Origin of the sequence: Nonomuraea sp. NPDC050786, from assembly GCF_040654115.1 — a bacterium.
Taxonomy (GTDB): Bacteria; Actinomycetota; Actinomycetes; order Streptosporangiales; family Streptosporangiaceae; genus Nonomuraea.
Window position 1 is genome coordinate 178,014 of the sequence record NZ_JBFAHJ010000003.1, and the last position, 26,182, is coordinate 204,195.

Genomic DNA, 26,182 nt, shown 5'->3' on the forward strand with positions numbered 1-26,182 from the left:
CGGCGGCACAGACGCCTCAGCGATCACATTGGTTTACCGGCGTCATGTGGCAAATATCCCAATTTGATGACAAATGGGTTTCGTTCCCGACAGAATGCCTAGCCATCCAGCGTCTATCCCGACTGGGAGGCAACCCCCTATGCGTAGACCCCTTGGGGTATTCGGCGGGCTCCTGACCCTGGCGGCGCTCTCCGCGACCGGCTGTGCGGCCGGAACCGCGACGCAGGGCGCGGCAGAGGCTCCGGCCCCGCCGGCAACCCAGGGCACGGCGGCGGCGCAGGGCTCGGCGACGCCCGGCTCATCGGCGGCACGCGGCTCGACCGTGGCGTCTGACGCCGCGTGCCGCGTGCGCGTCGCCAAGCCGCGGCTCGGCGCCAAAGGCAGGATCACCTCGTTCGCCACCCGTCGCGGCTGCGCCGATCCGGCGCTGATGCGCATCCGCATCATGCGCGCCGTCCCCGGCACCGACCCCGTCGTCAAGAGCGGGGCCACCAAGAACGGCCGCGTCACCCTGGCGCTCCCCTGCAAATCGGGCACTTTTTACGCGTTCGCCACCGACTACCGCGGCCGTACCGCCAAGTCGAAGGCCGCCAAGCTGGCCTGCGCCCCCGCGAGCACGCCCAGCCCCACCGCCACCCCCACCCCCAGCAGCCCCTCGACGCCCACCACGGCCCCGTCACGGAGCACGGTCGGCACGGCCCAGGAGAACGAGGTCCTCAGGCTGACCAACGCCGAGCGGGCGAAGGGCGGCTGCGGGCCGCTCAGGTTCGACCCGCTGCTCCGCGCGGCCGCGTTCGGTCACTCCGCCGACATGGCGAAGCAGGACTACTTCGACCACACCTCCAAGGACGGCCGCGACTTCATGGACCGGATCAGGGGGGCGGGCTTCTCCGGCGGGACGGGCTTCGCGGAGAACATCGCCTTCGGCCAGCCCACCCCGGCCTCCGTGGTCGAGGGCTGGATGAACAGCCCGGGCCACCGGGCGAACATCATGAACTGCGACTACAACCTCATCGGCGTCGGCGCGGCCAGGAACCCCCAGGGCCGGATCTACTGGACCCAGGACTTCGTCGCCAAGTAGCCGCGGAGCCGGGCCATCTCATCGGCGATGGTGGCCAGGGTCCAATGGGCGTTCAGCCCGCTGGGGTTGGGCAGCACCCAGACCCTGGCCCCGCCGACGACCTCGTCCTGAGGGCCGATGCGGGCCTTGGGGCGGGCGAATGCCGTCCGGTAGGCCGAGATCCCGAGGACGGCCAGCACCTTGGGCGCCGCGCCGGCCACCTTCGCCGCCAGCGTCCGGCCGCCCTCGATCAGCTCCTGCCTGGTCAGCTCCGACGCCTTGGCGCTGGGGCGGGCGACGATGTTCGTGATGCCCAGCCCGTACGAGGGCAGCAGGTGCTGCTCGGCAGGCGCCAGGAGGCGCGGCGTGAAGCCGGACAGGTGCAGCGCGGGCCAGAAGCGGTTGCCCGGCCGGGCGAAGTGGTGGCCGGTGGCCTCGGACATGAGGCCGGGGTTGATGCCGCAGAAGAGCACGTCGAGCGAGGGACCCAGGACGTCGTCTATCACGTGCCGGAGGTTAGCCCATGTCGCCGGAGATCAGCCCATGTCTTCTAGTTTGCGGCCCTTGGTCTCCCGCACCCACTTGATGACGAAGAGGAACGACAGCAGCGCGAAGCACGCGTACATGGCATAGGTGGCCGCCAGGTTCCACTGCGCCAGCGCGGGGAACGACACCGTGATCGCCCAGTTCGCGATCCACTGCGCCCCCGCCGCGACGCCCAGGGCGGCGGCGCGGATGCGGTTGGGGAACATCTCCCCCAGGAGCACCCAGACCACCACACCCCAGGACAGCGCGAAGAAGAGCACGAACACGTTGGCCGCCACGAGCGCGATCGGCCCCTGCGGGTCCGGCAGCGTGACCGACTTCCCCACGACCCGGGCGGCGCTGAACGCCCACCCCGCGGTGGCCAGCGCGACCGTCATCCCGGCCGAGCCGATCAGCAGCAGCGGCCTGCGCCCGATCCGGTCCACCAGCGAGATCGCGATGAACGTGCCCACGATGTTGATGATCGAGCTGGAGAAGCTGATCAGCAGCGACTCGGCCTGGTTGATGCCGACCGACTGCCAGAGCACGGACGAGTAGTAGAAGATCACGTTGATGCCGACGAACTGCTGGAACACCGAGAGGGTGATCCCGATCCAGACGATCGGCAGCAGCCCGGAGCCGGGCCCGCGCAGGTCCTTCAGCGTCGGCACGCGCTGGGTGCGCAGCACGTGCTGGATCTCGGCGATGCGGGCATCGAGGTCGACGTCCTCGCCCTCGACCTCGGCCAGCACCTCCCGCGCCCGCCTGGTGCGCCCCGACATGATCAGGTAGCGCGGCGACTCGGGGATGGTCAGCGCGAACACCAGGTAGAGCAGGGCGGGCACGAGACAGGCGCCCAGCATCCACTGCCAGGCCTGCAGCGGCCCCAGAGGGTTGTTCACGTTGCCGCCGGCCAGCTCGACGATCAAGTAGTTGACGAGCTGGGAGACCGCGATGCCGAGCACGATGGCCAGCTGCTGGAACGACCCCAGCCGGCCCCGATAGGCCGGCGGCGCCACTTCGGCGATGTACGCGGGGCTGATCACCGACGCCATGCCGATCGCGAAGCCCGCGACCACGCGCCAGAACGCCAGGTCCCACAGGGCGAACGGCAGCATCTGCCCGATCGAGCTGATCGCGAAGAGCACCGCCGCGACCTGCATCGTCCTCGTACGCCCCAGCCGGTCGGCCATCCCGCCGCCCGCCCACGCCCCCACGGCGGAGCCGAGCAGCGCGATGGCGACCACGAACCCCGTCCGGACCGGCCCCACGTGGAAGTGCTTCTGTATCCCGACGACCGCGCCGTTGATGACCGCGCTGTCGTAGCCGAACAGGAACCCTCCGATGGCGGCGGCCGCCGTGATGAACACGACGTGGCCCAGGTGCTCGTGATGGGCGTATTTGGTAGACATGCAGGTCCTCCCCCGGGGTGTCGGGGACATACCCGCAGGCCACGGCCTTAAAGCCGCGGGTCGACCGGCTCCGACTCCAGCGCCAGCACGGCGAAGACCGGCTCGTGCACCCGCCAGCCCGCCTCTCCGTCGGCCAGCCGCGACAGCGCCTCCAGCCCCAGCGCGTACTCGCGCAGCGCCATGGAGCGCTTCTTGCCCAGGAAGCGCCTGCGCAGCACGTCGAGCGAGTCGGTGTAGTCGGGGCCGTAGATGATGCGCAGGTATTCGCGCCCGCGCACCTTCACCCCCGGCTGCACCCGGCCGCCCACGTACGAGGCGGGCTTGACCACCATGCCCTCGCCGCCCGCCGCCGTCAGCGACTCCCACCACGCGGTCGCCTCAGCCCGGGACTCCGGCGAGTCGAGCGTGACGAAGACGTGCCGGGTACGGGTGATCAGCGGCGAGTCGAGCAGCGCCAGCGTGGACAGGTGCCAGGCGTGCGGCTCCAGCGCCGTGGCCCGCCCCTCGCAGGCCAGGATCTGGAACGGCGCCAGCCGGATGCCCTCCAGGCCGTCGACCGGCCAGCAGTACCGTGCGTAGGCGTCGCGGAACAGGGCAGCGTTGTGGGAGCGGCGGCGGGTGCGGGTCAGCAGTCCGCCCACATCCAGCCCGCGCCCGGCCGCCGCCTCCAGGGCGGAGACCGCCTCGGGCAGCGCGGCGCGGGCGGCCGCCCCGACGGAGGCGTACTGCGACCTGATGAGCTCGCCGGCCTTGGCCGACCAGGGCAGCAGCTCGCAGTCGAGCACCACCCAGTCCGAGCCGAGCTCGGCCCAGAGCGGCTCGCACGCCTCGCGCAGCCGCGTGACCAGCGGCGCCATGTCGTGGAAGAACGGCCGTCCGGTGCGCGTGTAGACGGCGCCCGCGCTGCCGTCCGTCACGCCGAACCTGGCCGCCGCCACCTCCGGCGTCCTGGCCAGCACGGCGACGGCCCGGGAGCCCATGTGCTTCTCCTCGCACACGACCTCGCGCACCCCGGCGGCGGCGAACTCCTCGAACGCCTCGTGCGGGTGCTCCAGGTAGCCGTCCAGCTTGGACGTCTCCGGCGGCGCCATGGTGGGCGGCAGGTAGACCAGCCAGCGCGGGTCCACCGCGAACCGGCTCATGACCTCCAGAGCGGCGGCCGCGTTCTCCTCCAGGACCTTGACGCGGGCGCCGAACCGGGTCTCGACGTGCCGGGTGCCGGTCACGTCGTTGATGTCCAGCATGCCGGGATCGCGGGCGGGGCCTCCGAGGGGCTTGAGCGGCTCGTACCAGACCTTCTCCGCGGGGACCTGGACGATCTCGCGCTCGGGGTAGCGCAGCGCGGTCAGGTGGCCGCCGAAGACGCAGCCGGTGTCGAGGCAGATCGTGTTGTTGACCCATTCGGGGCGGAGCGTGGGGGTGTGGCCGTAGACGACCATGGCCCTGCCGCGGTACTCCTCGGCCCACGGGTAGCGGACCGGCAGGCCGTACTCGTCGGTCTCGCCGGTGGTGTCGCCGTACAGGGCGAAGGAGCGTACCCGGCCGGAGGCGCGGCCGTGGTAGGCCTCCTTGAGCCCCGCGTGCGCGACGACCAGGCGGCCGCCGTCGAGCCGGTAGTGGCTGAGCAGGCCGTCCATGAACGTCCTGGCCCGCTCGACGAACTCGGGCGGCTGCTCGGCGAGCTGGTCGAGCGACTCCTGCAGGCCGTGCGCGACCTTGACCTTGCGGCCGTTGAGCGCGCGCACCAGCTTCTGCTCGTGGTTGCCGGCCACGCAGATCGCGGTGCCCGCCTCGACCATCTCCATCACCAGGCGGAGCACGCCGGGGGTGTCGGGCCCGCGGTCCACCAGGTCGCCGACGAACACGGCGGTGCGGCCCTCCGGGTGGGTCAGGCCATCCCAGCCGAGCCTGCGCAGCAGCGTCTCCAGCTCGGAGCGGCAGCCGTGGATGTCGCCGATGATGTCGAAGGGGCCGGTCAGCTCGGTCCTGTCGGACCACGCCTTCTCGTACGTGATCGCCGCGCTGTCGATCTCGTCCAGGCCGCGCAGCACGTGCACCCGCCTGAAGCCATCGTTCGAGATCCTGCTCAGCGAGCGCCGCAGGTCCTTGCGCTGGCGGATCACCACGCCGGGGCCGAAGTCGCGGTCGGGGCGGGCGGCGTTGCGCTCGATGGCCACCTCCTCCGGCACGTCGAGCACGATCGCGTCGCACAGCACGTCGTGCCGCCTGGCCAGCTCGACCAGGCTCTTGCGGGCGGCGTACTGGACGTTGGTGGCGTCGACCACGGTGAACAGGCCCCTGGCCAGCCGCACGCCGACGATGTGGTGCAGCAGGTCGAAGGCCGCGGGGGTGGCCGACTGGTCGTTCTCGTCGTCGGCGACCAGGCCGCGGCAGAAGTCGGAGGAGATGACCTGGGTGGGCTTGAAGTGCTTTCGGGCGAACGTCGACTTGCCGCTGCCCGAGACGCCGATCAGCACCACCAGGGAGAGCTCAGGAACGCTGATCACGGGTGAACACTCCCATCTGGGTGGGCGGGCCGACCTCGGGGTCGTCCTCGCCGACCGGCTCGAACGCGACGCGGTAGCCGTACTGGCCGGCCACGCGGGCGGCCCAGGCGGCGAACTCGGCCCGGGTCCACTCGAAGCGGTGGTCGGGGTGGCGCAGCCCGGTCAGGAACTCGTAGCGGACGTTGTGCTCGATGTTGGGGGTGGTGACGAGCACGTGGTGGGGCCTGGCGTGGCCGAACACGACGTTCTCCAGCGCGGCCAGCCGGGGCGGGTCGACGTGCTCGATCACCTCCATGAGCACCGCGGCGTCGTAGCCGGACAGGCGCTTGTCGGTGTACGTGAGCGCGCCCTGGAACAGGGTGAGCCTGGCGCGCTTGCTGTCGGGCATGCGGTCGAGGCGCAGCTTGCGGGCGGCGATCGTGAGGGCCATCGACGACACGTCCATGCCGCCCACCCGGGCGAACCTGGGCCTGGCCAGCAGGGCGCCGACCAGCTCGCCCTGGCCGCAGCCGAGGTCGATCACGCTGACCGCGCCGAGCTCCTCCAGCTTGGCGAGCACGGCCTCGCGGCGCGTGACGTTCAGCGGCGTCCTCTTGGGAGCCTCCTCCACGGGGGCGTCGCCCTGGACCTCGGCCTCCGCTTCCGCCGGGGGGGCGTCGCCCTGGACCTCAGCCTCCGCGGCGGCGTCGCCCTGGGCCTCGGCCTCCGCGGCGGCCGCCTCGTCGGCGGCGCTCTCCCCGGCGGGCGCGTCCTCCTCGACCGCGGGCTCCAGCTGCTCCTCGGTCTCGTCGCCCAGCTCAGCCAGCCGCGCCAGCGCGGTGCGGGCCAGCGCCCAGCGCCGCCCCAGGTAGCGCCGGCTGATCAGGCCGCGCTCGGGGTGACCGTGCAGCCAGCCCTCACCGGCCCTGATGAGCTTGTCGACCTCGTCGGGCGCGATCCAGTAGTGCTTGCCGTCGTCGAGGACGGGCAGCAGCACGTACAGGTGGTTGAGCGCGTCGGCGAGGCGCGCCGTGCCGCGCAGGGTGAGCCGGACATAGCGCGACGGGCCCCACTCGGGGAAGCCCTCGTCGAGCGGCAGCGCCTGCGCGTCCACCTCCCACCCGAGCGGCTTGAACAGCCGCGCCGCCAGCTCCGGGCCGCCCCGGCAGGGCAGCGCGGGCAGCCGCAGCTCCAGCGGGAGCGGCGTGCCGGGCAGCTCCGGCCTGGCCTTGCACCGGCCGGCCCGCGCGGTGCGGAACACGTCGGCCAGCGCCACGGCCAGCAGCGAGGAGGCCGCGTACGGGCGGTCGTTGACGTACTGCGACAGGCTGAAGTCGGGCGAGCTCTTGCCGCGCGACCTGACCAGCGCGATCGGGTCGACCTCGAGCAGGAGCGCCGCCGTGCAGCGCTCGTCGCCCGCCTCGGGGTAGAACACCGTGGCCGTGCCGAACGACTGGCCGAACTCCTGCACCCGCTCGGGATGCTTGTGCAGGAGTAAGCCCAGGTCCGTGGCGGGCCTCGCGGTGGTCGTGATCGTCAGCAACACGCCCCAAGTCTGCCGTACCCCCGCGAAGCGCCGCCATTCGATTACCCGACGTGCGGGAGCACCTCGGCGGCGATCAGCTCCAGGTGCTCCAGGTCCGACAGATCCAGGATCTGCAGGTAGATCCGGTCGGCGCCCAGCTCGGCGAACTTCCCGATCTTCTCCAGCACCTCGGCCGGGGTGCCGGCCAGGCCGTTCTCCCGCAGCGTGTCGGGGTTCTCGCCGACGGCGGCCGCGCGCCGCTCGACCTCCGCCCGGTCCCGGCCCACGATGGTGGTCTGCGCCACCGAGTAGGCCAGGCTGCGCCCGGTGGTCTCGCAGGCCTCGCGCACCCGGCCGAACCCCTGGGCCGTGTCGGCCAGCGTGTGGAACGGCAGGTTGTACTCGTCCGCGTACGTCGCCGCCAGCCGCGGGGTGCGCTTGGCGCCGAGCCCGCCGATGATGATCGGCGGCCTGGGCTGCTGCACCGGCTTGGGCAGAGCGGGCGAGTCAGCCACCCGGTAGTAGCTGCCCTCGAAGGAGTAGCCCTTCTCCGCGGTCCACAGGCCCGTGATGATCTCGAGCTGCTCCTCGAACCGCCCGAACCGCTCGTTCTGCGGCGGGAACGGGATGCCGTACGCCGCGTGCTCAGCGTCGAACCAGCCGGTGCCGAAGCCCAGCTCGACCCGGCCGCCGCTCATCTGGTCGATCTGCGCGACGCTGATGGCCAGCGGTCCGGGCATCCGGAACGTGGCCGGCGTCACCAGGGTGCCGAGGCGGATCCTCGAGGTCTCCCTGGCCAGGCCGGCAAGGGTGATCCACGCATCGGTGGAGCCGGGGCCCGGGTCACCGGGGCCGATGCGCATGTAGTGGTCGGAACGGAAGAAAGCGTCGAAACCCAGCCGTTCGGTGGCCTGGGCGACGGTGAGCAGGTCGTCATATGTCGCGCCCTGCTGTGGCTCGGTGAAGATCCGCAGCTTCATGACGCCATTATGCGTACACAACGGACGCGTGCCGGAAAAGCCCCGCCCGGAGCCCCGCGTGCTTGCTAGCGTTCGCGACAGCGCCGGTACGTAGCCGACTGACCACACGGGGTTGCCTATGCCACGGCACAAGAGGGAGCCAGGCATGCTCCCGCGCCCGCTCTCCATCCTCGGCGCGCTCACGCTCGCCGGGGTCACCGGCATGGCATGGCGCATGCTCCCGGCGGGCGCCAGCCCCGCACCGAAGCCGCCGCCGGTGGTGAGGCACTCCCCTGCCGTCTCGCCACCGGTGGCAGACGAGCCGCCCGCCGGCTTCGTCGAATTCGTCGACACCGCCCTCGAACCGGGCTTCGACCTGCCCAAGGAGTCCCGGCGCACCGGCGTGCGCCACTACGCGCTCGGCCACCTAGTGGCGGGCGACGACGGCTGCGCGCCCAAGTGGCACGGCCCGTCCGACTCCGATCCGCTCGACCCCGGCAGGAACCCCGTGGCCAACCGGATCGGCCGGCTCAGGGCCCTGGGCGGCGACGCCGCGCCCGTGTTCGGCGGCCCGGAGGGGCGGGAGCTGGCCGACACCTGCACCAGGCCCGGCGGGCTGGCGACCGCCTACCGCAGGGTGGTCGGGGCGTTCGACGCGGCCACCGTCGACTTCGAGGTCCGCGACAGCGACGACAGGGCCGCCGTGCTGCGCCGGGCGCGGGCCATCTACGCCATGCAGCGCGAGCGGCCGCTCCAGGTCAGCTTCACCCTGCCGTTGGGACAGGACGGGCTGGAGGCGGGCGACGTGGCGATGCTGCGCGCCACCCGCCAGGCGGGCGCCGAGATCGGCACCGTCAACCTGCTGGCCGAGATCGAGCCGCGCGGCTCCGCCGACGGCCGCCTGCAGCGGATGGCGGCGTCCGTACTGGCCGCGAGGGACCAGATCGCGCAGGCCCAGGGCCTGGCCGACCCCGAGGATGCGTGGGGGCGCATCGCGCTGACCCCCGTGCTGTCGGACTCGGGCGACCTGAACGAGACCGACGCCCGCACGCTGACCGCGTACGCCGCCCGCCACGGGCTTGCCTGGCTGTCGCTGCGCGGAGTCGCTCCGGAACCGGACGTGTCCCGGATTCTTCGGCGCCCCCCTCCCTGAAGATAGGATTTCCGGGACCGACGAGGTCCCGGCAGCAGGGGGGAGACGTGATGGCGGCGCGTCCGGAGACGGCGCGGAAGCTCCTGCTCTACTGGATGGACGCCGTGATCGTCCTGTTAGTCGTGCTGATGGTGACCATCACCCTGCTGCACGCCACGGCCGGCCTGATCTCCCCCCTCAATGCGACCATCACGATCGTCTGCCTGCTCGGGTTCTTCGGGCTCTTCCCCTTCCTGCTCAGGGACGCCTATGACGCCAGGCCCGACCGTCCCACGCCCAAGCTGCTGATCGCGGCGCTGTTCGCGGCGGTCGCGGTCGCGTTGCTGCCGCACCAGTCGCCGCAGGACACGCCCAGCTGGCTCGAGGTAGGGGTGCTGTGGCTGTCGGCCGCGGCGCTGTACGTCCCGCTGGCCGTGACCGTCTGCCTGGGCGTGGGCGTGGTGGGCCTGGTCAGCGGCTACACCGCGGCGATCAGCGACCGGGCCTGGCCGGATGTGCTGATCCCCGAGACGATCAGCGCCATCGTGCTCACCTCCGCCATGCTGCTCTGGCGCTGGCTCTGGTGGACGATCAGGGACGCCCACGACAGCAAGGAGGCCAAGGCCCGGCTGGCGGTGTCGGAAGAGCGGCTGCGCTTCGCCCGCGACCTGCACGACCTGCTCGGGCACAGCCTGGCGGTCATCACGCTCAAGAGCGAGCTGGCCGCCAAGCTGGCGACCAAGGACGCCGGGCGGGCGGCCGACGAGATGGGCCAGGTGCGCCGGCTGGCCGGCGACTCGCTGGCCGAGGTGCAGCAGGCGGTGCACGGCTACCGGACGCTCGACCTGGACGAGGAGCTGGCCGGCGCGCGGGCGGCGCTCGAGGCGGCGGGCGCCCGCTGCCTGATCGACGCCAGGGCGGACGGCCTGTCGCCGTCCGCCAGGACGCTGCTGGCGTGGGCGGTCCGCGAAGGGGCCACCAACGTGCTGAAGCACAGCACCGCCACCCGCTGCGCGATCACCATCGACGGCGGTGTGCTCGAGATGCTCAACGACGGTGTGCCCGAGCAGCCGCCCGTCCCCGGCAACGGCCTGCGCGGCCTGTCGGAGCGGCTGGCCACGGCGGGCGGCTCGTTCTCCGCGGAGCCCACCCCGAGCGGGGAGTTCCTGCTGCGTGCGGCGGTGCCGACGTGATGCGGCGCGCGACGAAGCTCGACAAGGTCCGCTGGCTGATCGTCTACTCCACCGACGGCGTCATGCTGGTCGCCCTCATCGGCTACTACGACCTGTACGTCCGCTGGCAGGCGGGGGTGTCCCTGCCGGTCCTCGTGACCGGCGCCGTCCTGCTGCTGGCCTTCAACGTGCTGGCGACCCGGCCGCACCGGATCGCCATGCGGGGCGGCTCCCGTCCGACGGCGATCCTGGTGGTGACCGGGATCATCGCCCTGCTCCTCGCCGTCATCGGGCTCATGTGGGCCATCCCGGCGTGGCTGGCGGCGCTGGCGCCGTTCGTGCGCAGGCGCACCATCGTCGTCATGTCGGTGCTGACCGTCGCGGCCTACAACCTCTGCATGGGGCTGCTGGGCGCGGACGTGCTCGGGCTGCTCCTGGTGCAGACGCTGCTGACCGTCATCAGCGTGGGCGGCGTGCTGGCCAACCTGTGGCTGTGGCGGGTGGCCAAGGAGGCCCACGAAGGGCAGGAGGCGCGCTCCAGGCTGGCGGTGTCGGAGGAGCGGCTGCGCTTCGCCCACGACCTCAACTCGCTGCTCGGGCAGAGCCTCGTCGACATCGCGGCCCGCACCGAGAAGGCCGCACACGTGCTGCCCGCCGACGCCCGCGCGGCCGCCGACGAGATGTTCGCGGTCCGCGACCTGGCCAGGCAGTCGCTGCGCGAGGTCCGCTCGGTCGTGCAGAGCTACCGGGCCGTCGACCTGGACGAGATGCTGGCCAGCGTGCGCGCGGTGCTGGAGGCGGCGGACGTACGGTGTACCGTGCACGCCGAGACCGGCTCCCTGCCGCCGGAGGCCCGCACGCTGCTGGCCACGGTCGTGCGCGAGGGCGCGACGAACGTGCTCAAGCACAGCAAGGCCGAACGCTGCACGATCACGATCGAGGACGGAGTGCTGGAGATGTCCAACGACGGGCTGAGCGGACCGGCGGGCGAGCACACGCCCAACGGCCTGGCGGGCCTGGCCCAGCGCGTGCGCGCGGCGGGCGGCACCCTGGAGGCCGCGCCGACGCCCGAGGGCCGCTACCTGCTGCGGGCGGCGGTGCCGGCATGACGACCAGGGTCTTGCTGGCGGACGACGAGCACCTGATCAGAGGCGCCATCGCGGCCCTGCTCGACCTCGAGGACGGCATCGAGGTCGTCGCCCAGGTGGGCAGGGGCGACGAGGTCGCGGCCGCCGTGACCGAGCACCGGCCCGACGTGGCCGTGCTCGACATCGAGATGCCCGGCATGGACGGCCTCAGCGCGGCCGAGCGGATCAGCTCCCAGTGCAAGATCATCATCCTGACCAGCCTGGGCCGCCCCGGCTATCTGCGCAGGGCCATGGCGGCGGGCGTGAGCGGCTTCCTCGGCAAGGACGCCTCGGCCGAGGAGCTGGCCATGGCAATCCGCAAGGTCCAGGCCGGGGGCCGCTATCTCGACGCCGAACTGGCCGCGGCGGCGATGGCCGCCGGCGACAGCCCGCTCACCGAGCGGGAGCGCGACGCGCTCCGGCTGGCCGGTGACGGGGCCACGATCTCGCGGATCGCGGCCGAGCTGCATCTGACCGAGGGCACCGTACGCAACTACCTGTCGAGCGCGATGGCCAAGCTCAACGCCCAGAACCGCCTGGAGGCCATCCGGACCGCCCAGCGCATGGGCTGGCTCTGAGCGCCGCACGCCTTCGACGTGCCGTGGCGCCGGTTCTGTCCCAGCGTGATGCACACGTCCTTGCGTCCATCCGGACTATGTGAGCCGGGTGCGCTCTGCGCCGATCGCGACGCCGACGATCGTGCAGGACTCGGTGCCGTGGTTGCGCCAGGCGTGCCGGGTGCCGTTCTGGATGACCACGTCGCCTGCCCGCAACACCGTCTGCTCGCCGTCGTCGAGCTCCAGCGTGACCTCGCCTGAGACGACCATGACGTAGTCGATGCTGTCGGTGGTGTGCATCCCCGGAGCGTCGGGCTCCATTGCGGCCATCGCGCCCGGCATCTGCCGCTCCAGCTCCTCCAAGGCCGCGGCCATATCGAGATCCGGAGGCAGGACCAGCTCGCCCGGAGGGATCGTGTTGATCATGAAGCGTGATCCGTCGCGGGGCGGGTACCACGCCTCAGCGCGCCGCGGCGAGCCATCGTCCGGGAACGTGGGCCGCTCGTCCCGCCCCCACAGCCGGTAGGCCGCAAAGCCGGGCATCAGCTCGGAAGTGATGGGCTCGACATCCCCGTCGTCGACCACGCGGGCCTTGCCCCCGGCGTCGTGCCCGGTGACCACTCGGCGAATCTTCATGCGCTCCGCCCTGAATATTATCGCGTATGAATACGGTGGCGTATCAATACGCCACCGTATCCTTTGTCTGCGAACCCGGCAATACCTCCGCGTATCCTGTTGCCCGTGGTGAACGAGTCGACCCGGCTGTCCGCCCAGGACTGGGCGCAGGCCGCGCTCAAGGCGATCGCGGACGGCGGGCTGGCCGCGGTCGCGGTCGAACCGCTGGCGCGGACGCTCGGCGTGACCAAGGGCAGTTTCTACGCGCACTACCGGAACCGCGACGAGCTGATCGCGGCGGCGCTCGCGGACTGGGTGCGAAGTCACGGCGAGGGAGGCCTCGCCGAATTCGCCGCGATCGCCGACCCAGCACGGCGGTTGCGCGAGCTGCTCACCGCTGTCGTGCAGGCCGTCCAGCCGCTGGCGCCATCGGTGCATCTGAGCCTGCTCGGCGACCGCAACGACCCCCGGGTCAGGGATGCGGTTCACCGGGTGAATCAGGCCCGGCTGGAACTCCTGGCTCGTACCTACCGCGAGCTCGGCCTGCCGCCCGACCGGGCGGCGTCTCGGGCACGGGTCGCCTACGCGGCCATCCTCGGGCTGTTGCACCTGGCGCAGACCGATCCGGACGCCCCGCACTCCGCCGCACTCGCCGACGAGGCGACCGCCGTCTTCCTGCCGTCATGACGGTGCACGCCGGCTGAGGCCGGTCCGTGGGTCATCGGAACGTGTTCACAGGCACTGAGGTCACGCTCGGGACAGCAGCGCCACGCACTCCACGTGGTGGGTCATCGGGAAGGCGTCGAAGGCCCGCAGATCAGACAGCTGGTAACCGCGCTCCGCCAGCCAGGCGAGATCGCGCGCCAGCGTGGCCGGGTCGCACGACACGTACACGATGCGCAGCGCCTCCAGCGACGCGATCCGCTCCACCACCTCGCGCCCCAGCCCGGACCTGGGCGGGTCCACCACCACGAGGTCGGCGCGCTCGATCTGGAAGCGGTCCAGCGCCTCCTCGACGCGCCCCCGCTCCACCCGGGCCTGCGGCAGGTCGCGGAGGTTGGCCCGGGCATCGCGTACGGCCGCCGCGTCGGACTCCAGGCCGAACACCGCGCCGGACGGCCCCACGGCCTCGGCCAACCCGGCCGCGAAGAGCCCCACTCCGCAGTAGAGGTCGAGCGCCCACTCCCCCGGCTCCGGCGCCGCGTACGCCAGCACCGCGTCCACCAGAGTCTCGGCGGCGCCCGGATGCACCTGCCAGAAGCCGCTCCCCGCCACCCGGAATTCCCGGTCGCCCACCTGCTCGCGCAGCACCCCGGAGCCGCGCCGCGGCACCGTACGGCCCTTGCCCTCGTCGAGCAGGACCGAGGCGGGCGCGTCGAGATCGGGCACGGTCACGCTCCGCCGGGGTTTGGGCGCGATCACCACGGCCCGGTCGCCGGCGGAGGACGCGATGACCTCGACGCCGGCCGCTCCCGGCCAGGTGCGCTGCTCGGCTCCGACCGCCTCCACCTCGGGATGCGCGATCAGGCAGGCGTCCACGACCTCGATCTCGTGTGACCGGTGCCGGCGGAAGCCCAGCTCGCCGCTGGGCTGGGCGGCGAACTGCACCCGCGTGCGCCAGCCGAGCCCGTCCTTGGCGCCCGGCACCTCCTCCACCACGACCTCGCGCGAGATGCCCGCGAGCCGCCGCAGCTGCTCTGCCACGACCTGCGCCTTGAGCCGCCGCTGCGCCTCCAGCGTGGCGTGCTGCCAGTCGCAGCCACCGCACCGGCCAGGACCTGCGTACGGGCAGGGCGGCACCACCCGGTCGGGCGAGGCCTCCAGGATCTCGACCGCGTCGGCGCGCAGGAACCGGGCGGTCTCCTCGGTGACGCGGGCGATGACGCGCTCGCCGGGCAAGGCATGCCGGACGAACACCACCCGCCCTTCGTGGCGTGCCACGCACCAGCCGCCGTGCGCGACCGGACCTACTGTCAGCTCGAGAGATGCCTGTTCCACAAGGACACCCTATGCCCGGAGCCGCTCCTCATCTTTGACGGTCTGGTGCCAGGGCCGGCGCACGGCCCCGGGGGCGAACGGCTCGGGCCGGCCCTTGAGCCGGTCGGAGGAGTGCAGCTGCCAGGGCACGCTCGTCACCATGACCCCCGGCTTGAACAGCAGCCGCGCCTTCAGCCTGAGCGCGCTCTGGTTGTGCAGCAGGTGCTCCCACCAGCGGCCGACCACGTACTCGGGGATGAACACGGTCACCACGTCGCGCGGCGAGCCCCGCCGCAGGGTCTTGACGTAGTCGAGGATGGGCTGGGTGATCTCCCGGTACGGCGAGTCGAGCATCTTGAGCGGCACCGGGATGCCCCGCCGCTCCCACTCCTCCTGCAGCTTGCGTGCCTCCTCACCCTCGACGCCCACCGTGACGGCCTCCAGCTTGGACGGCCTGGTGGCGCGGGCGTACGCGAGCGCGCGCAGGGTCGGCTTGTGGATCTTCGAGACGAGCACGATCGCGTGGTTGCGCGCGGGCAGCATGGCCGGCTCGTAGTCCTCGGTGACCTCCAGCTCGGCGGCCACGTTGTCGTAGTGGCGCCTGATGCCCTTCATCATGAGGAAGAGAACCGGCATCGCCAGGCAGACGATCCACGCCCCGACCAGGAACTTCGTCAGCAGCACGACCACCAGCACGAGCCCCGTCATGATGCCGCCGAAGAAGTTGATCACTCGGGAGCGGTGCATCTGGTGGCGCACCTTGGGGTCGGTCTCGGTCTTCAGGTGGCGGGTCCAGTGGATGACCATGCCGGTCTGGCTGAGCGTGAACGAGACGAAGACGCCGACGATGTAGAGGTTCAGCAGCCGGCTGACATCCGCCTGGAAGCCCCACAGCAGCAGGCACGCGCCCGCCGCCAGGATGATGATGCCGTTGGAGAAGGCCAGCCGGTCGCCGCGGGTGTGCAGCTGGCGCGGCAGGTAGCGGTCCTGCGCCAGGATCGAGCCGAGCACCGGGAAGCCGTTGAACGCGGTGTTGGCCGCCAGGAAGAGGATCAGCGCCGTCACCGCCGAGATCACCACGAACGGCAGCGAACCGCCGCCGAACACCGCGTCGGCCACCTGGGAGATGATCGGCTGCTGGTAGTAGCCGGGGCCGACGGGCGTGCCGTCGGGCCTGAGCAGGTCCTCCGCGACTACGGACGGCTCGGCCACCTTCACCCCGGAGGCCAGGCCGAGCGCGATGATGCCGCCGAACATGGTGATCGCGACCAGGCCCATCATCAGCAGCGTGGTGGCGGCGTTCTTGCTCTTGGGCTTCCTGAACGCGGGCACGCCGTTGCTGATGGCCTCGACCCCCGTCAGCGCTGCGCAGCCGGAGGAGAACGCGCGCAGGATCAGGAACGCGGCGGCGAAGGAGGCCAGGTTGGTCTGCTCGGGCTCGATGGTGAAGTGGGCGCTCGGCGCTTGGAGCTCGTCCCCCAGCACCAGCAGCCGGAACCCGCCCCAGGCGATCAGGCCCAGCACGGCGATCATGAATGCGTACGTCGGGATGGCGAAGGCGACGCCGGACTCACGAATGCCACGCAGGTTGACGACGGTGAGCAGGATCACGATGACGATGGCGATGGCGGGCTTGTGCTCGCCCACGAACGGGATGGTGGCGCCGACGTAGTCGACGCCGTTGGCGACGGACACCGCGACGGTCAGCACGTAGTCGACCATGAGCGCGCTGGCGACGGTGAGCCCGGCGTTCTTGCCGAGGTTGGTGGTGGCCACCTCGTAGTCGCCGCCGCCGCTGGGATAGGCGTGCACGTTCTGCCGGTACGACGCCACGACGGTGAGCATCACGACCACGACGGCGATCGCGACCCACGGGCTGTATGTATAGAAGGAGACACCGGCCAGTGACAGGATGACCAGGATCTCCTGAGGCGCATACGCCACAGAAGAGAGCGCGTCGCTCGCGAAAACCGGGAGTGCTATCCGTTTAGGGAGGAGTTGCTCGTGGAGCTGCCCGCTTCGTAGGGCACGTCCCACGAGCAAGCGTTTGACAAGATCCGTTACCTTCGCCACGTAACCTGATGCTAGCCCCATGCCGAGCTCCTAAACGAGGCGCTCCCCCCTCGGGCCATACTGGTGTCCAGCAACCGGCCGACCGCGAACATGCGGGGGGAAATGCATATAGTGATCATGGGGTGTGGCCGGGTCGGCTCGACTCTCGCCCACATCCTCGAAGACAGCGGCCATTCCGTCGCCATCATCGACCGCGACCCGCAGGCGTTCCGGCGGCTGCGCGCCGGATTCCGGGGACGGCGGGTGACCGGCATCGGCTTCGATCGCGACGTGCTCACCGAGGCCGGCATCGAGTCCGCCGCCGCGTACGTCGCGGTCTCCAGCGGCGACAACTCCAACATCATCTCCGCGCGCGTGGCCCGCGAGACGTTCGGCGTGGACAACGTGGTCGCCCGCATCTACGACCCCCGCCGGGCCGAGGTCTACCAGCGGCTGGGCATCCCCACGGTGGCGACCGTCCGCTGGACGGCCGACCAGATCATGCGCCGCATCCTCCCCGAGGGCGCCGAGCCCCTCTGGCGCGATCCCACGGGCACCGTCATCCTGGCCGAGGTCACCGCCCACTCCGACTGGATCGGCACCCGCGTCGTCGACCTCGAATCACGCGTACGGACGCGCGTCGCCTTCATCAACCGCATGGGCGAGGCCCTGACCATCACGGACGACTCCGTGGTGCAGGAGGGCGACGTGCTGCACGTGATCGCCGCGGAGAACGACATGGACCGCATCAACAAGGTGCTCGCCGCGGCACCGGAAGAGGAGGAGTGATGCGCGTCGCCATCGCCGGAGCAGGCGCCGTCGGCCGCTCCATCGCCGCCGAGCTCCTGGAGAACGGCCACGAGGTCCTGCTCATCGACATCGACCCCCGAGCCATCAAGATCGACAGCGTGCCGCGCGCCGAGTGGCTGCTCGCCGACGCCTGCGAGATCGCCTCCCTGGACGAGGCCGGCCTCAACAACTGCCACGTCGTGGTCGCCTCCTCCGGCGACGACAAGGTCAACCTGGTCGTCTCCCTGCTGGCCAAGACGGAGTACGGCGTGCCGCGCGTGGTGGCCCGCATCAACCACCCCAACAACGAGTGGCTCTTCAACGAGTCGTGGGGCGTCGACGTGGCCGTCTCCACCCCACGCCTGCTGAGCGCGCTGGTGGAGGAGGCGGTCAGCGTCGGCGACCTCGTCCGCCTGATGACCTTCCGCCAGGGCCAGGCCAACCTGGTGGAGCTCACGCTGGCGGAGGACGCGCCGGTCGTGGGCCAGCGAGCGGGCTCCGTACCGTGGCCGGTGGACGCGGCGCTGGTGGCGATCCTCAGGGAGGGCCGGGTCCTGGTGCCGACGGCGGACGACCCGCTGGAGGCGGGGGACGAACTGCTGTTCGTGGCCAACCAGGAGGTGGAGCAGGAGCTCGCCCACCTCCTCTCCCAGCACTAGTAGCCGATCGGGTCCCTGGGGTCGAAAAGCAAGGTCCTCGCATTTGGGCGCTACGCGCCAGGCGAGCACTCGGGCCCTTCCTCCCAGGGGCTCCGCCCCTTCGACCCCCCGGACAACCCCGCTCGCTCCGCTCGCCATCCCCACCCGTTGCCTGGTTACCGGGTGGGCCTGCTGGAGCCCACCCGAGACCCGCTCGCTGCGCGCGCTGGAAACCTTCGCGTCGAAGGCGCACGAGCCTCCTTCAGGTAGCAGCCGCGAGCATCAACTATGTGACAGCCATGGCTCCTCCACAGCCGTCCGAAGGCAGTGATCCTCTGACTTGAGCTCAGGACCGCTTCCGGAACGGGGCGAGCGTGGCGCGCACGAGGTCGGCGGCGCCCCAGTCGGGGTCGAACTGGGCGATCACGGCCAGGTGCTGGCGGAGCTGGAGGATCGGCATGCGTTCGCGCCAGTCGCGGTCGAGCCCGGTCAGCTCGGCGTACAGCTTGAAGAACACATGCGCCTCGGGCGGCGGCGCAGTCGTCCACAGGTGGGCCAGGTCGACCTCGGCCCACGTGTACGACACCGCCGGGTCGATCAGCACGGGCCGCCCGTCGGGAGTGGCCATGACGTTCAGCGCCCACAGGTCGCCGTGCGTCAGGCACGCGGGCCTTACCGGCAGCAACTCCGGCAGCCGGTCGCACAGCCGCTCCAGCGCCGCCCGGTCCGCGGCGTCGAGCGCCTCCTGGACGCGACGCTCGCCGAGCCAGCGCAGCAGACGGTGCTGGGCGAAGAACTCGAACCCGTCGTCATCCCAGGTGTTGACCTGCCGGCGACGACCCAGCCAGTTGTCCCGGTGCCACCCGAATCGGGAGTATTGCGTCGTGGTGTGCAGGTGGGCGAGCGCATGCGCGAACTGTTCCCAGAAAGCCTCAGTGCCCGGCCGGGGCTGCACCACGGACAGCACGAGCAGGTCGCGCTCCGCGAGGATGACCTCGGGCGTGGCAACGCCGCCCGTCTCGCGCAGCACGGTGAGCCCTTCGGCCTCCGCGGCGAAGACGTCGTCCGACAGCGGCTCGCCGAACGCCTTGACGAACACCGACGTGCCGTCACCGCGGCGCGCGAGCCCCGCGGTCGCGGCGAGGCCTCCAGCGACCGGCTCGACCGCGACGACGTCGGTCAGGCCGGCCGTGTGCAGGCGTTCGAGCAGAAAGGGCATCTCATCTGTCACGGGTGTGATCCTCTCTGCTGGTCACGCATCATGGCAATCAGGGCCGAGCCCGCGGCGGCTCACTCCTTGGACTCTCGCTGGACCGCGCATCCTCAACGCCGCCCTGTTGACCGCCTATCCGCGCGGCCTTGTGAGGAGCGTCGGCTGGTGCGGCGTCCGCGACCGAGATCGGTCGGATCCCGGTTTCAGGAGCCATGAGCAATCACAGAGTGACGGACTGCGGCCAATGCCTGTGCAGTGAGGAGATCTTTGCGATGATGACTCCGAGGCGGATTCACGATCGAGGAGAGGAGGAGGGGAGCCGATGTCCTACAGTCCAAAACTCGCTGCGGCGCTGTCGGGCGCCACGCTTCGCCAACTCGCGCACTGGCGTAAGGCCAGCGCCAGCCGTGGGGCTGTGCTCATCCCCGAGATCTCCGAGATCCGCCCCATCCTCTACTCCTTCCGCGACCTGGTGGCGCTGCGGACCTGCGTGAAGCTGCGCAATGACACCTCGCTGCAGAAGATCCGGCGAGCCCTGGACACGCTTCGTGACGATCTACAGGAGCGTGCGCATCTGTCGGCTTACCGCCTGGCGGCCGATGGCTCCACGATCTATCTCGTCGAGCCGGGGCAGGCAACCGATCTCGTGCATCGTAAGGCCCATGTGGTCATCCATGAGATGGTCGACGTCCTACGCCCGTTCTACCGAGATGGCCGGCACATTCCCGATCTACTTCGGCCGCGTGATCACGTCACCGTCGATCCTGCCATCAGGGGCGGAATACCGGTGATCGAAGGCACCCGCGTGCCCTATGACGAGGTCGCAGCGTTGTTGCGTGATGGGGTACCAGCCGAGCAGATCTCCAAGTACTACCCGAGCGTGACGGCCCCGGCAGCGTTGGATGCGAAGGACTTCGCTGATTACGTCGACAGCTATGACCCCCCGAGGGAGCCGCGTGAGGCTGCTGCTGGATGAGAACGTCCCCAAGCCGCTCCATCAGGTTCTCACCACATTCATCCTGAACCACGGAATCGTGCACCTGCTCGACCTCGATGGCTGGTCTGGAACCCGCGACGAGTCGCTCTACCCTCGGGCTGCGGCTGACGGGTTTGATGCGATCCTGACCAACGACGGGCGGCAGATGCAGCGTCCACGAGAGGTCGCGGCCATCGCCACCTCCGGAATACATCGGATCGAATACTCGCACAAGCACCCAGGATTGGTCGGGATCGGCATCGCGATCGCGACCGTCGCGGCCGGTCTGCCTGGCGCATTGGCCTTGCTGGAAGAGTCGATGCCAGCGGCTGATCAGCTTGCGTGGTATCGATCCGACTGCGGCCAGTCGCCTGCATCTCATAGATCCGGCCAAGACGCCGCCGAAGTTCTGGCCCTCGCTGCTGTGATCATGCACACGACCGCGCGCCGATGTCACGTGGACGAGGCGTACGATCGAGCAGGAAAAGGGGCTGCGCCAAAGGCGGCAAACACCCGCGACGGCGACCTGGGCAAAGACCGGGAGCAGGCCGGCCGCCGACGCCGTCCGCTGTCCTTCGTACTTACCCCCAGCCAAGCCGGAGACCGCCCGCAGTATGGCGCGCCCTGCTGACCGCATCAGAATCCGCCCTGCCCATCGGGCGCCCCACGCACCCACCCGGGTGCGGTGGCTGCGATGGTGTTCGCAGGATGGCCGGCTGGATGTGATCGGTTCTCCAAGCGGGCCCCGTCGACCCCGCACGACACGAGAGGCGCAACACCATGGTGAACCGCGAGGCCACCGCACTCGACGACCCGGTGGGCGAATCACTGCGCGGTCACCACGCACACCTCGCCCGCCGGCTCGGCCGGGCCGCCACCTACCAGCCGGAGGTCGCGACCTTCTCCGCGATAACCGCCGAGCCGGGTCCGGATGACTGGGCCGACCTCGCTCGCCTGCTCGGTCGGGGGGAACTCGCCGACATGTTCAGCTGTGCGGCGACACCGCCGTCGGACTGGGAGCCGGCCTTCACCCTTGAAGGCCGGCAGATGATCTGGTCCGGCAGCAGCCGACCCGATCAGCCACCCGCCGAGGCCATCGCCGGTGTGGTGGAACTGGATGCAGAGAGCGTGCCCGAGATGCTCGACCTCGTCGCGCGGACCCAACCGGGGCCGTTCTGGCCGCGTACCCACCAACTCGGCACCTATCTCGGCGTCCGCGACGAGGGCACGTTGGTGGCGATGGCGGGTGAACGACTCCGGCCACCGGGATGGGCCGAGATCAGTGCCGTCTGCACCGCCCCCGAGGCGCGCGGGCGAGGACACGCCGCCAACCTGGTCAGCGCGCTGGTCACGCGTATCGTGGCTCGCGACGAACGTCCCTTTCTGCATGTGGCCGAGGCGAACACCGGTGCGATCGCCCTCTACGAGCGGCTCGGCTTCGAGACCCGCAAGCACGTGACCTTCCGAGGGTTCCGCACGCCGTGACGGGCTCCGCCCATCCAGGCAATGATCTACAGCCGCCGCCGGCCGACAGTCGTGCGGCGGGAATCGCCGTGAACGTTTTACGGGACCCGGGCGCGCGGCAGCAGCCGGGGCGGCGATCGCGTCCATCGGTTCTTCCAGCGCCACCGGCCTGCCCGCCCGAATTTCACTGTGCGCAGCACAGAATTCAGCTCGAACAAGTGTGGCGCGAGCCGTAGAGATAGAAAATCTTCCAGCTGGAACGACCTCAGCGTCGAAATCAGCCAATATGCATACTGCGACAATGTCGGTCTTCTCCGAAGAATGCCGGAAAAGGCTCTGCGGGTCAAACGTTTGCATCCTGGAGCAATAACGCACTTCACGGGCCTGGCCGCCTGGGCGGCAGAGACCTTCCGGCCTCTTCTCGTGCCGGACGACCAGGCAGATCGCCTCTGGAGGCAGGGATCGGCCTGGGCGCCGCCACAGCCGTCAGCGAACGTGGCGACGGCATCGAGCTCGGGCGGACATGGCGTCGGCACAGAAATGCAAACCGCATCCGGCGTCGCGAGGCCGCGCGAATTAATTCCGCACACCTCTTGATCGGATGGCCGTGGCGTCCGATACTTCGTCTGATCCCGACACGGAGGGCAGATATCACGGGAAATGGCAACGCACGAAAATGTCGGACCATGAGGAAGGAAAGACCATTGGTATCGATCATCGAAAAGCTGAGCGACCAGGTGCTCGCCTGGTTCGTGCCCAAGGCGGAGGCCGCCGCGGGCAGCTGCTCGTGCAACTGCGACTACAGCTACTACTACTCCTGCAGATCGTGCACCCGCTGTTACCGGTGCGCCGACTGCACGAGCGGCGGCAACTGCCTGCAGTGCGCCTACAAGGCCGCATGCTGCTGAGACGATCGCGGACTACGCGGTGATCGGCTGCGCGTGCCTGGTGGGTCCGGTGTTCTCGGTGTCGGCCTCCGGCGCAGCACAGAGCCGTACTCGTGCTGCTTTCGTGAAATTCGCCGGCGTCCTGCGAACACTGCTCACCGCGCTCGCACGTACGCGCGCCCTCGCCGTCAGAACGGACTGACGGTCGTCTCCGCCAAGGCGGCGACGACCGTGCCGTGGCCGTGCCGACGACCAGCGCTCCTTGCCGGTGCTTCGCCACGTCGTCGGCACCGCTGTCGCCCCCTCATCCCGTACGTGCTGACCGCATCCACCATCCGGCCGAGTTGTTCGCGCCCCCGGCCCTCGAGGGCCGCGGGGCACAGAGAGGAACCCACCATGCCCCTGCTTCTCGCCGCAGTGATCCTGGTCGGAGCGCTGTGCCTGCTCGACCTGGTGCTGACGTTCGGAGTCATCCGCAGGCTCCGAGAGCACACCGCGCACCTGGAGAAACTCCTCAAAGGCGCGCCTCCCGACGATCCGGCGCAGATGCTCGGTGAACGGGTCGGCGAGTTCGCCGCGACGACCACCGACGGTGAGCCGGTCTCCCGCGACCTGCTCAGCGGCGAGACCGTGGTGGCCTTCTTCAGCCCGACGTGCGCCCCCTGCCGGGAGAAGGCGCCGGGCTTCGCGGCGCAGGTCCACTCGCGCGGCCTCGACCGGCAGCAGGTCATGGCCGTCGTCGCCGGTGAGGACGGCGACGACGGGACGGAGATGGCCCGGATGCTGGCCCCCGCCGCGCGTGTCGTCATGGACCGCGGTGAGCAGCCGGTCGCCGATGCGTTCAAGGTGTCCGCCTTTCCGTCGTTCTGCCTGGTCGACGCCGAAGGCGTGGTACGCGCCGTCGGTTCCGACCTGGAACGGCTCCTGGTCGCGGCCGAGGCGTGAACACCGACCGGGACACCGACCGGAACACCGCCCCGAACGCCGACCGGGACACCGACCGGGACACCGCCCCCGCGGCCGCCCGGTCCGGGCCGGGAGCGCCGGTGACCGCCGGGCCGAGAGCGCTGGTGGCCGCCGGAGCGAGAGCGTTGCGGCTCGCCTGGCGCTCGGCGCCGGGCCAGCTCGCCGGCGTGAGCGCGGCCACACTGGCCGGCGGGGCGGTCCCGATCGCCACGGCCTGGCTCACCAAGGTCGTCCTCGACCGGATGGTCTCGCCGGGACCGGCCGGCGCCGTGGTGGGTCTGGCCGTCGGGCTCGCCTGCGCCGGCGTGGTCGGCGCGGTCGTGCCGCAGCTGGGCCAGTACCTGCAGGGCGAGGCCGACCGGCGCATCGGCCTGCGGGCCCAGGACGAGCTGTTCAGCGCGGTGGAGCGCTACACCGGGCTGCGCAGGTTCGAGGAGCCGGCGTTCCTCGACCGGCTGCGCATCGCGCAGCACAGCGCCCGCTCACCCGGCCAGATCATCGGTGCGCTGCTCGGCCTGGGCCGTGACGGCCTCACGCTGGCCGGGTTCGTCGCCTCGCTGGCGCTGATCAGCCCGGCGTTCACCGCGATCGTCCTGGCCTCCGCGCTCCCCGCCCTGGCCGTCGAGCTGCGCATCTCCCGGCAACGGGCGGACCTGCTGTTACGCATCGAGCCCGCCGAACGCTGGCAGTTCTTCTACAGCGACCTGCTCACCACGGCTGACGCCGCCAAGGAGGTGCGGCTGTTCGGCCTCGGCCCCTTCCTGCGCGGCCGGATGAATGCCCAGCTCGGCGCGGCCAACAGCGCCCACCGGGCCATGGAGCGCAAGGAACTCGCAGCGCAGGGCGCTCTGGCCCTGCTCGCGGCGCTCATCTCCGGCGGCGGGCTGATCTGGCTGCTGACCGCGGCCGGCCAGGGCCGCTTCACGGTCGGCGACGTGTCCGTCTTCGTCGCCGCGGTCGCGGGCGTGCAGGGTTCGCTCGGCGGCCTGGTCCACGCCACCGCGGCCGCGCACCGGCTGCTGCTGCTGTTCTGGCACTACGCCGCGATCATCGACAGCGGTCCTGACCTGCCGGAGCCCGCCGCTCCTCGTGCCCTGCCACCACTGCGCCGCGGCATCGAGCTGCGCGATGTCTGGTTCCGCTACAGCGACGAGCACCCCTGGGTGCTGCGCGGCGTCAACCTGCACATCCCCTGCGGCCACTCGACGGCGCTGGTCGGGCGGAACGGGGCCGGCAAGAGCACGCTGGTCAAACTGCTGTGCCGGTTCTACGACCCCACGCGGGGCGCGATCCTGTGGGACGGGGTGGACATCCGGGACGTCCCTGTCGCCGAGCTGCGTGCCCGGATCGGCGCCGCCTTCCAGGATTTCGTCGCCTACGACTTCAGCGCCGCCGACAACGTGGCCGTCGGTGACCTGTCGGCTCTCGGCGACCCGGCCAGGATCGAGGGGGCGGCTCGCGAGGCCGGCATCCATCACGTGCTCGCGGGCCTGCCGTACGGTTACGACACGCTGCTCACTCGCGTCTTCTCCGGCACCTTCCCCGACGACGACCCCCGGTCCGGAGTCATGCTCTCCGGCGGTCAGTGGCAGCGCCTCGCGCTGGCCCGCGCCTTCCTCCGCGACGGCCGGGACCTGATGATCCTCGACGAGCCGAGCGCCGGACTGGACGCCGAGGCCGAGCACGACATCCACACCCGGCTGCGGAAGCTGCGCGGGGGCCGTACGAACGTGCTGATCACGCACCGGCTCGGCGCCGTACGTGACGCCGGCCTCATCGCCGTCCTCGCCGACGGCGAGATCGTCGAGCGAGGGGACCACGACGAGCTGATGCGGGCCGACGGTTCGTACGCGCGCATGTTCGCCCTTCAGTCCGCCGGCTACACGACCGCGGAGCCGGCATGATGGCGGCGGGCTGCGTCCTCGTGCTCCTGACCGCCGCCGTCCTGGTGCGGCTGCGCCGCCGCTACGTCGTGATCACCGTCCGCGGCGCGAGCATGTGGCCCACGTACCGCGACGGCGACCGAGTCCTGATCAGACGGGTCCCCGTGGGCGCGGTGCGCCCCGGCCAGGCGGTGGTCTTCGCCTCCGCCCCGCCCGGTACGGCGCCCGCCGACGCATCGGAGCCGTGGCTGCTCAAACGGGCCATCGCGGTCCCCGGCGACCCGGTCCCGCGGGCGCGCTGCCCGGCGCTGCGCTCCGTTCCCGGCCAGTGCGTGCCCGCCGGGCATCTGGTCGTCCTCGGGGACAACCCCGACCGGTCCTTCGACTCACGCCAGGCCGGATACGTGACACCGGGAAGGCTGCTGGGCGTGGTGACGCGCCGGCTTCGGCCTCATACGTAACAGGTGATCAGTCCGTCCGCTGGGAGTCGTGCGGGTCGTTCGTGTCCGCGCACGGCGCGGCGGCCTTCTGAGGCACGTAGAAGACCGCCTCCGGCATGAGGAACACCTCGAAGCCCCGCGCCGCCTCCCCGTCCCCGCCGCACAGAGCGGGATCCGGCCCGATCCAGTCGTCGTCGGCGACGGCGGGGCGGGCTGACAGGAGCAGGGCGGCGGCGGTCGCGGTCACGGCCATGATGGCGCTTCTGTACATGGTGGGCCCCCATACGGCGTGAATTGTCGTTCGCCGGCCTTCGTACCCGCACCAGT

At 70.9% G+C, this 26,182-nt stretch carries 25 protein-coding genes; 15 read left to right on the top strand and 10 right to left on the bottom strand.

The genetic code is table 11. The features are described 5' to 3' along the window. The first annotated feature begins 139 nt into the window (after positions 1-139). A complete protein-coding gene (locus AB0H84_RS08430) occupies positions 140-1,081 on the top strand; it encodes a CAP domain-containing protein (protein ID WP_357600146.1) in 942 nt (313 codons plus the stop codon). On the opposite strand, the gene mug is transcribed toward AB0H84_RS08430, so the two are convergent. The 5 genes from mug to AB0H84_RS08455 are packed head-to-tail and all read right to left on the bottom strand — an operon-like array spanning position 1,051 to position 7,988. Continuing rightward, positions 1,051-1,566, bottom strand: a complete 516-nt coding sequence (gene mug, locus AB0H84_RS08435; protein WP_357600150.1) for a G/U mismatch-specific DNA glycosylase — start codon at positions 1,564-1,566, stop codon at positions 1,051-1,053. The two genes, AB0H84_RS08430 and mug, sit on opposite strands and share 31 nt — an antisense overlap. A gap of 30 nt (positions 1,567-1,596) precedes the next feature. Then, positions 1,597-2,997: a sugar porter family MFS transporter gene (locus tag AB0H84_RS08440; RefSeq protein ID WP_357600152.1), complete on the bottom strand. Its 1,401-nt coding sequence runs from the start codon at positions 2,995-2,997 to the stop codon at positions 1,597-1,599. 47 nt (positions 2,998-3,044) lie between these two features. Continuing rightward, on the bottom strand, positions 3,045-5,504 hold the full coding sequence (locus AB0H84_RS08445; protein ID WP_357600155.1) for a polynucleotide kinase-phosphatase: 2,460 nt from the start codon (positions 5,502-5,504) through the stop codon (positions 3,045-3,047). Next, on the bottom strand, positions 5,488-7,029 hold the full coding sequence (locus AB0H84_RS08450; RefSeq protein WP_357600158.1) for a 3' terminal RNA ribose 2'-O-methyltransferase Hen1: 1,542 nt from the start codon (positions 7,027-7,029) through the stop codon (positions 5,488-5,490). The genes AB0H84_RS08445 and AB0H84_RS08450 overlap by 17 nt, the downstream gene beginning before the upstream one ends. 41 nt (positions 7,030-7,070) lie before the next feature. Then, positions 7,071-7,988, bottom strand: a complete 918-nt coding sequence (locus AB0H84_RS08455; RefSeq protein ID WP_357600161.1) for an LLM class F420-dependent oxidoreductase — start codon at positions 7,986-7,988, stop codon at positions 7,071-7,073. Between the two features lie 145 nt (positions 7,989-8,133). Between AB0H84_RS08455 and AB0H84_RS08460 the strand changes: the two genes are divergently transcribed. Genes AB0H84_RS08460 through AB0H84_RS08475 form a run of 4 tightly spaced genes read left to right on the top strand, consistent with a single transcriptional unit; the run spans position 8,134 to position 11,976 of the window. After that, on the top strand, positions 8,134-9,120 hold the full coding sequence (locus AB0H84_RS08460; protein WP_357600164.1) for a hypothetical protein: 987 nt from the start codon (positions 8,134-8,136) through the stop codon (positions 9,118-9,120). Between the two features lie 50 nt (positions 9,121-9,170). Continuing rightward, complete coding sequence (locus AB0H84_RS08465; RefSeq protein ID WP_357600167.1) at positions 9,171-10,292, top strand: histidine kinase; 1,122 nt, start codon at positions 9,171-9,173, stop codon at positions 10,290-10,292. Further along, complete coding sequence (locus tag AB0H84_RS08470; protein WP_357600170.1) at positions 10,292-11,380, top strand: histidine kinase; 1,089 nt, start codon at positions 10,292-10,294, stop codon at positions 11,378-11,380. Before AB0H84_RS08465 ends, AB0H84_RS08470 begins: the two co-directional genes overlap by 1 nt. Next, positions 11,377-11,976, top strand: a complete 600-nt coding sequence (locus AB0H84_RS08475; protein ID WP_357600173.1) for a response regulator transcription factor — start codon at positions 11,377-11,379, stop codon at positions 11,974-11,976. Before AB0H84_RS08470 ends, AB0H84_RS08475 begins: the two co-directional genes overlap by 4 nt. A 75-nt stretch (positions 11,977-12,051) precedes the next feature. Here the strand turns inward: AB0H84_RS08475 and AB0H84_RS08480 are convergent, their stop codons facing one another. Next, positions 12,052-12,591 (bottom strand): cupin domain-containing protein, encoded by a 540-nt coding sequence (locus AB0H84_RS08480; RefSeq protein ID WP_357600176.1) that lies wholly within the window; start codon positions 12,589-12,591, stop codon positions 12,052-12,054. Between the two features lie 105 nt (positions 12,592-12,696). On the opposite strand from AB0H84_RS08480, the gene AB0H84_RS08485 reads away from it, so the two are divergent. Beyond that, on the top strand, positions 12,697-13,257 hold the full coding sequence (locus AB0H84_RS08485) for a TetR/AcrR family transcriptional regulator (RefSeq protein WP_357600179.1): 561 nt from the start codon (positions 12,697-12,699) through the stop codon (positions 13,255-13,257). Between the two features lie 60 nt (positions 13,258-13,317). On the opposite strand, the gene AB0H84_RS08490 is transcribed toward AB0H84_RS08485, so the two are convergent. After that, positions 13,318-14,568, bottom strand: a complete 1,251-nt coding sequence (locus tag AB0H84_RS08490) for a class I SAM-dependent RNA methyltransferase (protein WP_357600182.1) — start codon at positions 14,566-14,568, stop codon at positions 13,318-13,320. Between the two features lie 9 nt (positions 14,569-14,577). Further along, the gene (locus AB0H84_RS08495) at positions 14,578-16,620 is read right to left on the bottom strand and encodes an APC family permease (RefSeq protein WP_357600185.1); all 2,043 of its coding nucleotides are present in this window, start codon (positions 16,618-16,620) and stop codon (positions 14,578-14,580) included. Positions 16,621-16,722: 102 nt separating this feature from the next. Between AB0H84_RS08495 and AB0H84_RS08500 the strand changes: the two genes are divergently transcribed. Continuing rightward, positions 16,723-17,388, top strand: a complete 666-nt coding sequence (locus AB0H84_RS08500) for a TrkA family potassium uptake protein (protein ID WP_357600188.1) — start codon at positions 16,723-16,725, stop codon at positions 17,386-17,388. Continuing rightward, positions 17,388-18,047, top strand: coding sequence for a TrkA family potassium uptake protein (locus tag AB0H84_RS08505; RefSeq protein WP_345002424.1), 660 nt, complete (start codon positions 17,388-17,390; stop codon positions 18,045-18,047). The genes AB0H84_RS08500 and AB0H84_RS08505 overlap by 1 nt, the downstream gene beginning before the upstream one ends. Positions 18,048-18,372: 325 nt before the next feature. Here the strand turns inward: AB0H84_RS08505 and AB0H84_RS08510 are convergent, their stop codons facing one another. Continuing rightward, the gene (locus AB0H84_RS08510; protein WP_357600191.1) at positions 18,373-19,257 is read right to left on the bottom strand and encodes a fructosamine kinase family protein; all 885 of its coding nucleotides are present in this window, start codon (positions 19,255-19,257) and stop codon (positions 18,373-18,375) included. A 304-nt stretch (positions 19,258-19,561) separates the two neighbouring features. Between AB0H84_RS08510 and AB0H84_RS08515 the strand changes: the two genes are divergently transcribed. The 7 genes from AB0H84_RS08515 (at position 19,562) to AB0H84_RS08545 (ending at position 25,876) form a co-directional block, all read left to right on the top strand. Beyond that, complete coding sequence (locus tag AB0H84_RS08515) at positions 19,562-20,215, top strand: DUF433 domain-containing protein (RefSeq protein ID WP_357600193.1); 654 nt, start codon at positions 19,562-19,564, stop codon at positions 20,213-20,215. Then, positions 20,196-20,846, top strand: coding sequence for a hypothetical protein (locus AB0H84_RS08520; protein ID WP_357600196.1), 651 nt, complete (start codon positions 20,196-20,198; stop codon positions 20,844-20,846). Before AB0H84_RS08515 ends, AB0H84_RS08520 begins: the two co-directional genes overlap by 20 nt. A 149-nt stretch (positions 20,847-20,995) precedes the next feature. Further along, positions 20,996-21,700 (top strand): GNAT family N-acetyltransferase, encoded by a 705-nt coding sequence (locus AB0H84_RS08525; protein WP_357600199.1) that lies wholly within the window; start codon positions 20,996-20,998, stop codon positions 21,698-21,700. Positions 21,701-22,383: 683 nt separating this feature from the next. Next, a complete protein-coding gene (locus tag AB0H84_RS08530) occupies positions 22,384-22,587 on the top strand; it encodes a hypothetical protein (RefSeq protein ID WP_357600202.1) in 204 nt (67 codons plus the stop codon). A gap of 375 nt (positions 22,588-22,962) precedes the next feature. After that, entirely contained in the window at positions 22,963-23,511 is a 549-nt protein-coding gene (locus AB0H84_RS08535; protein WP_357600205.1) for a TlpA disulfide reductase family protein, read from the top strand. Beyond that, positions 23,508-25,436 carry an ABC transporter ATP-binding protein gene (locus tag AB0H84_RS08540; RefSeq protein WP_357600208.1) on the top strand — a complete coding sequence of 643 codons (1,929 nt, stop codon included), beginning with the start codon at positions 23,508-23,510 and terminating at the stop codon, positions 25,434-25,436. Before AB0H84_RS08535 ends, AB0H84_RS08540 begins: the two co-directional genes overlap by 4 nt. Then, on the top strand, positions 25,433-25,876 hold the full coding sequence (locus tag AB0H84_RS08545; protein WP_357600210.1) for a S26 family signal peptidase: 444 nt from the start codon (positions 25,433-25,435) through the stop codon (positions 25,874-25,876). The genes AB0H84_RS08540 and AB0H84_RS08545 overlap by 4 nt, the downstream gene beginning before the upstream one ends. 7 nt (positions 25,877-25,883) lie before the next feature. Here the strand turns inward: AB0H84_RS08545 and AB0H84_RS08550 are convergent, their stop codons facing one another. Then, positions 25,884-26,126 (bottom strand): hypothetical protein, encoded by a 243-nt coding sequence (locus AB0H84_RS08550; RefSeq protein ID WP_357600213.1) that lies wholly within the window; start codon positions 26,124-26,126, stop codon positions 25,884-25,886. Positions 26,127-26,182 lie beyond the last annotated feature (56 nt).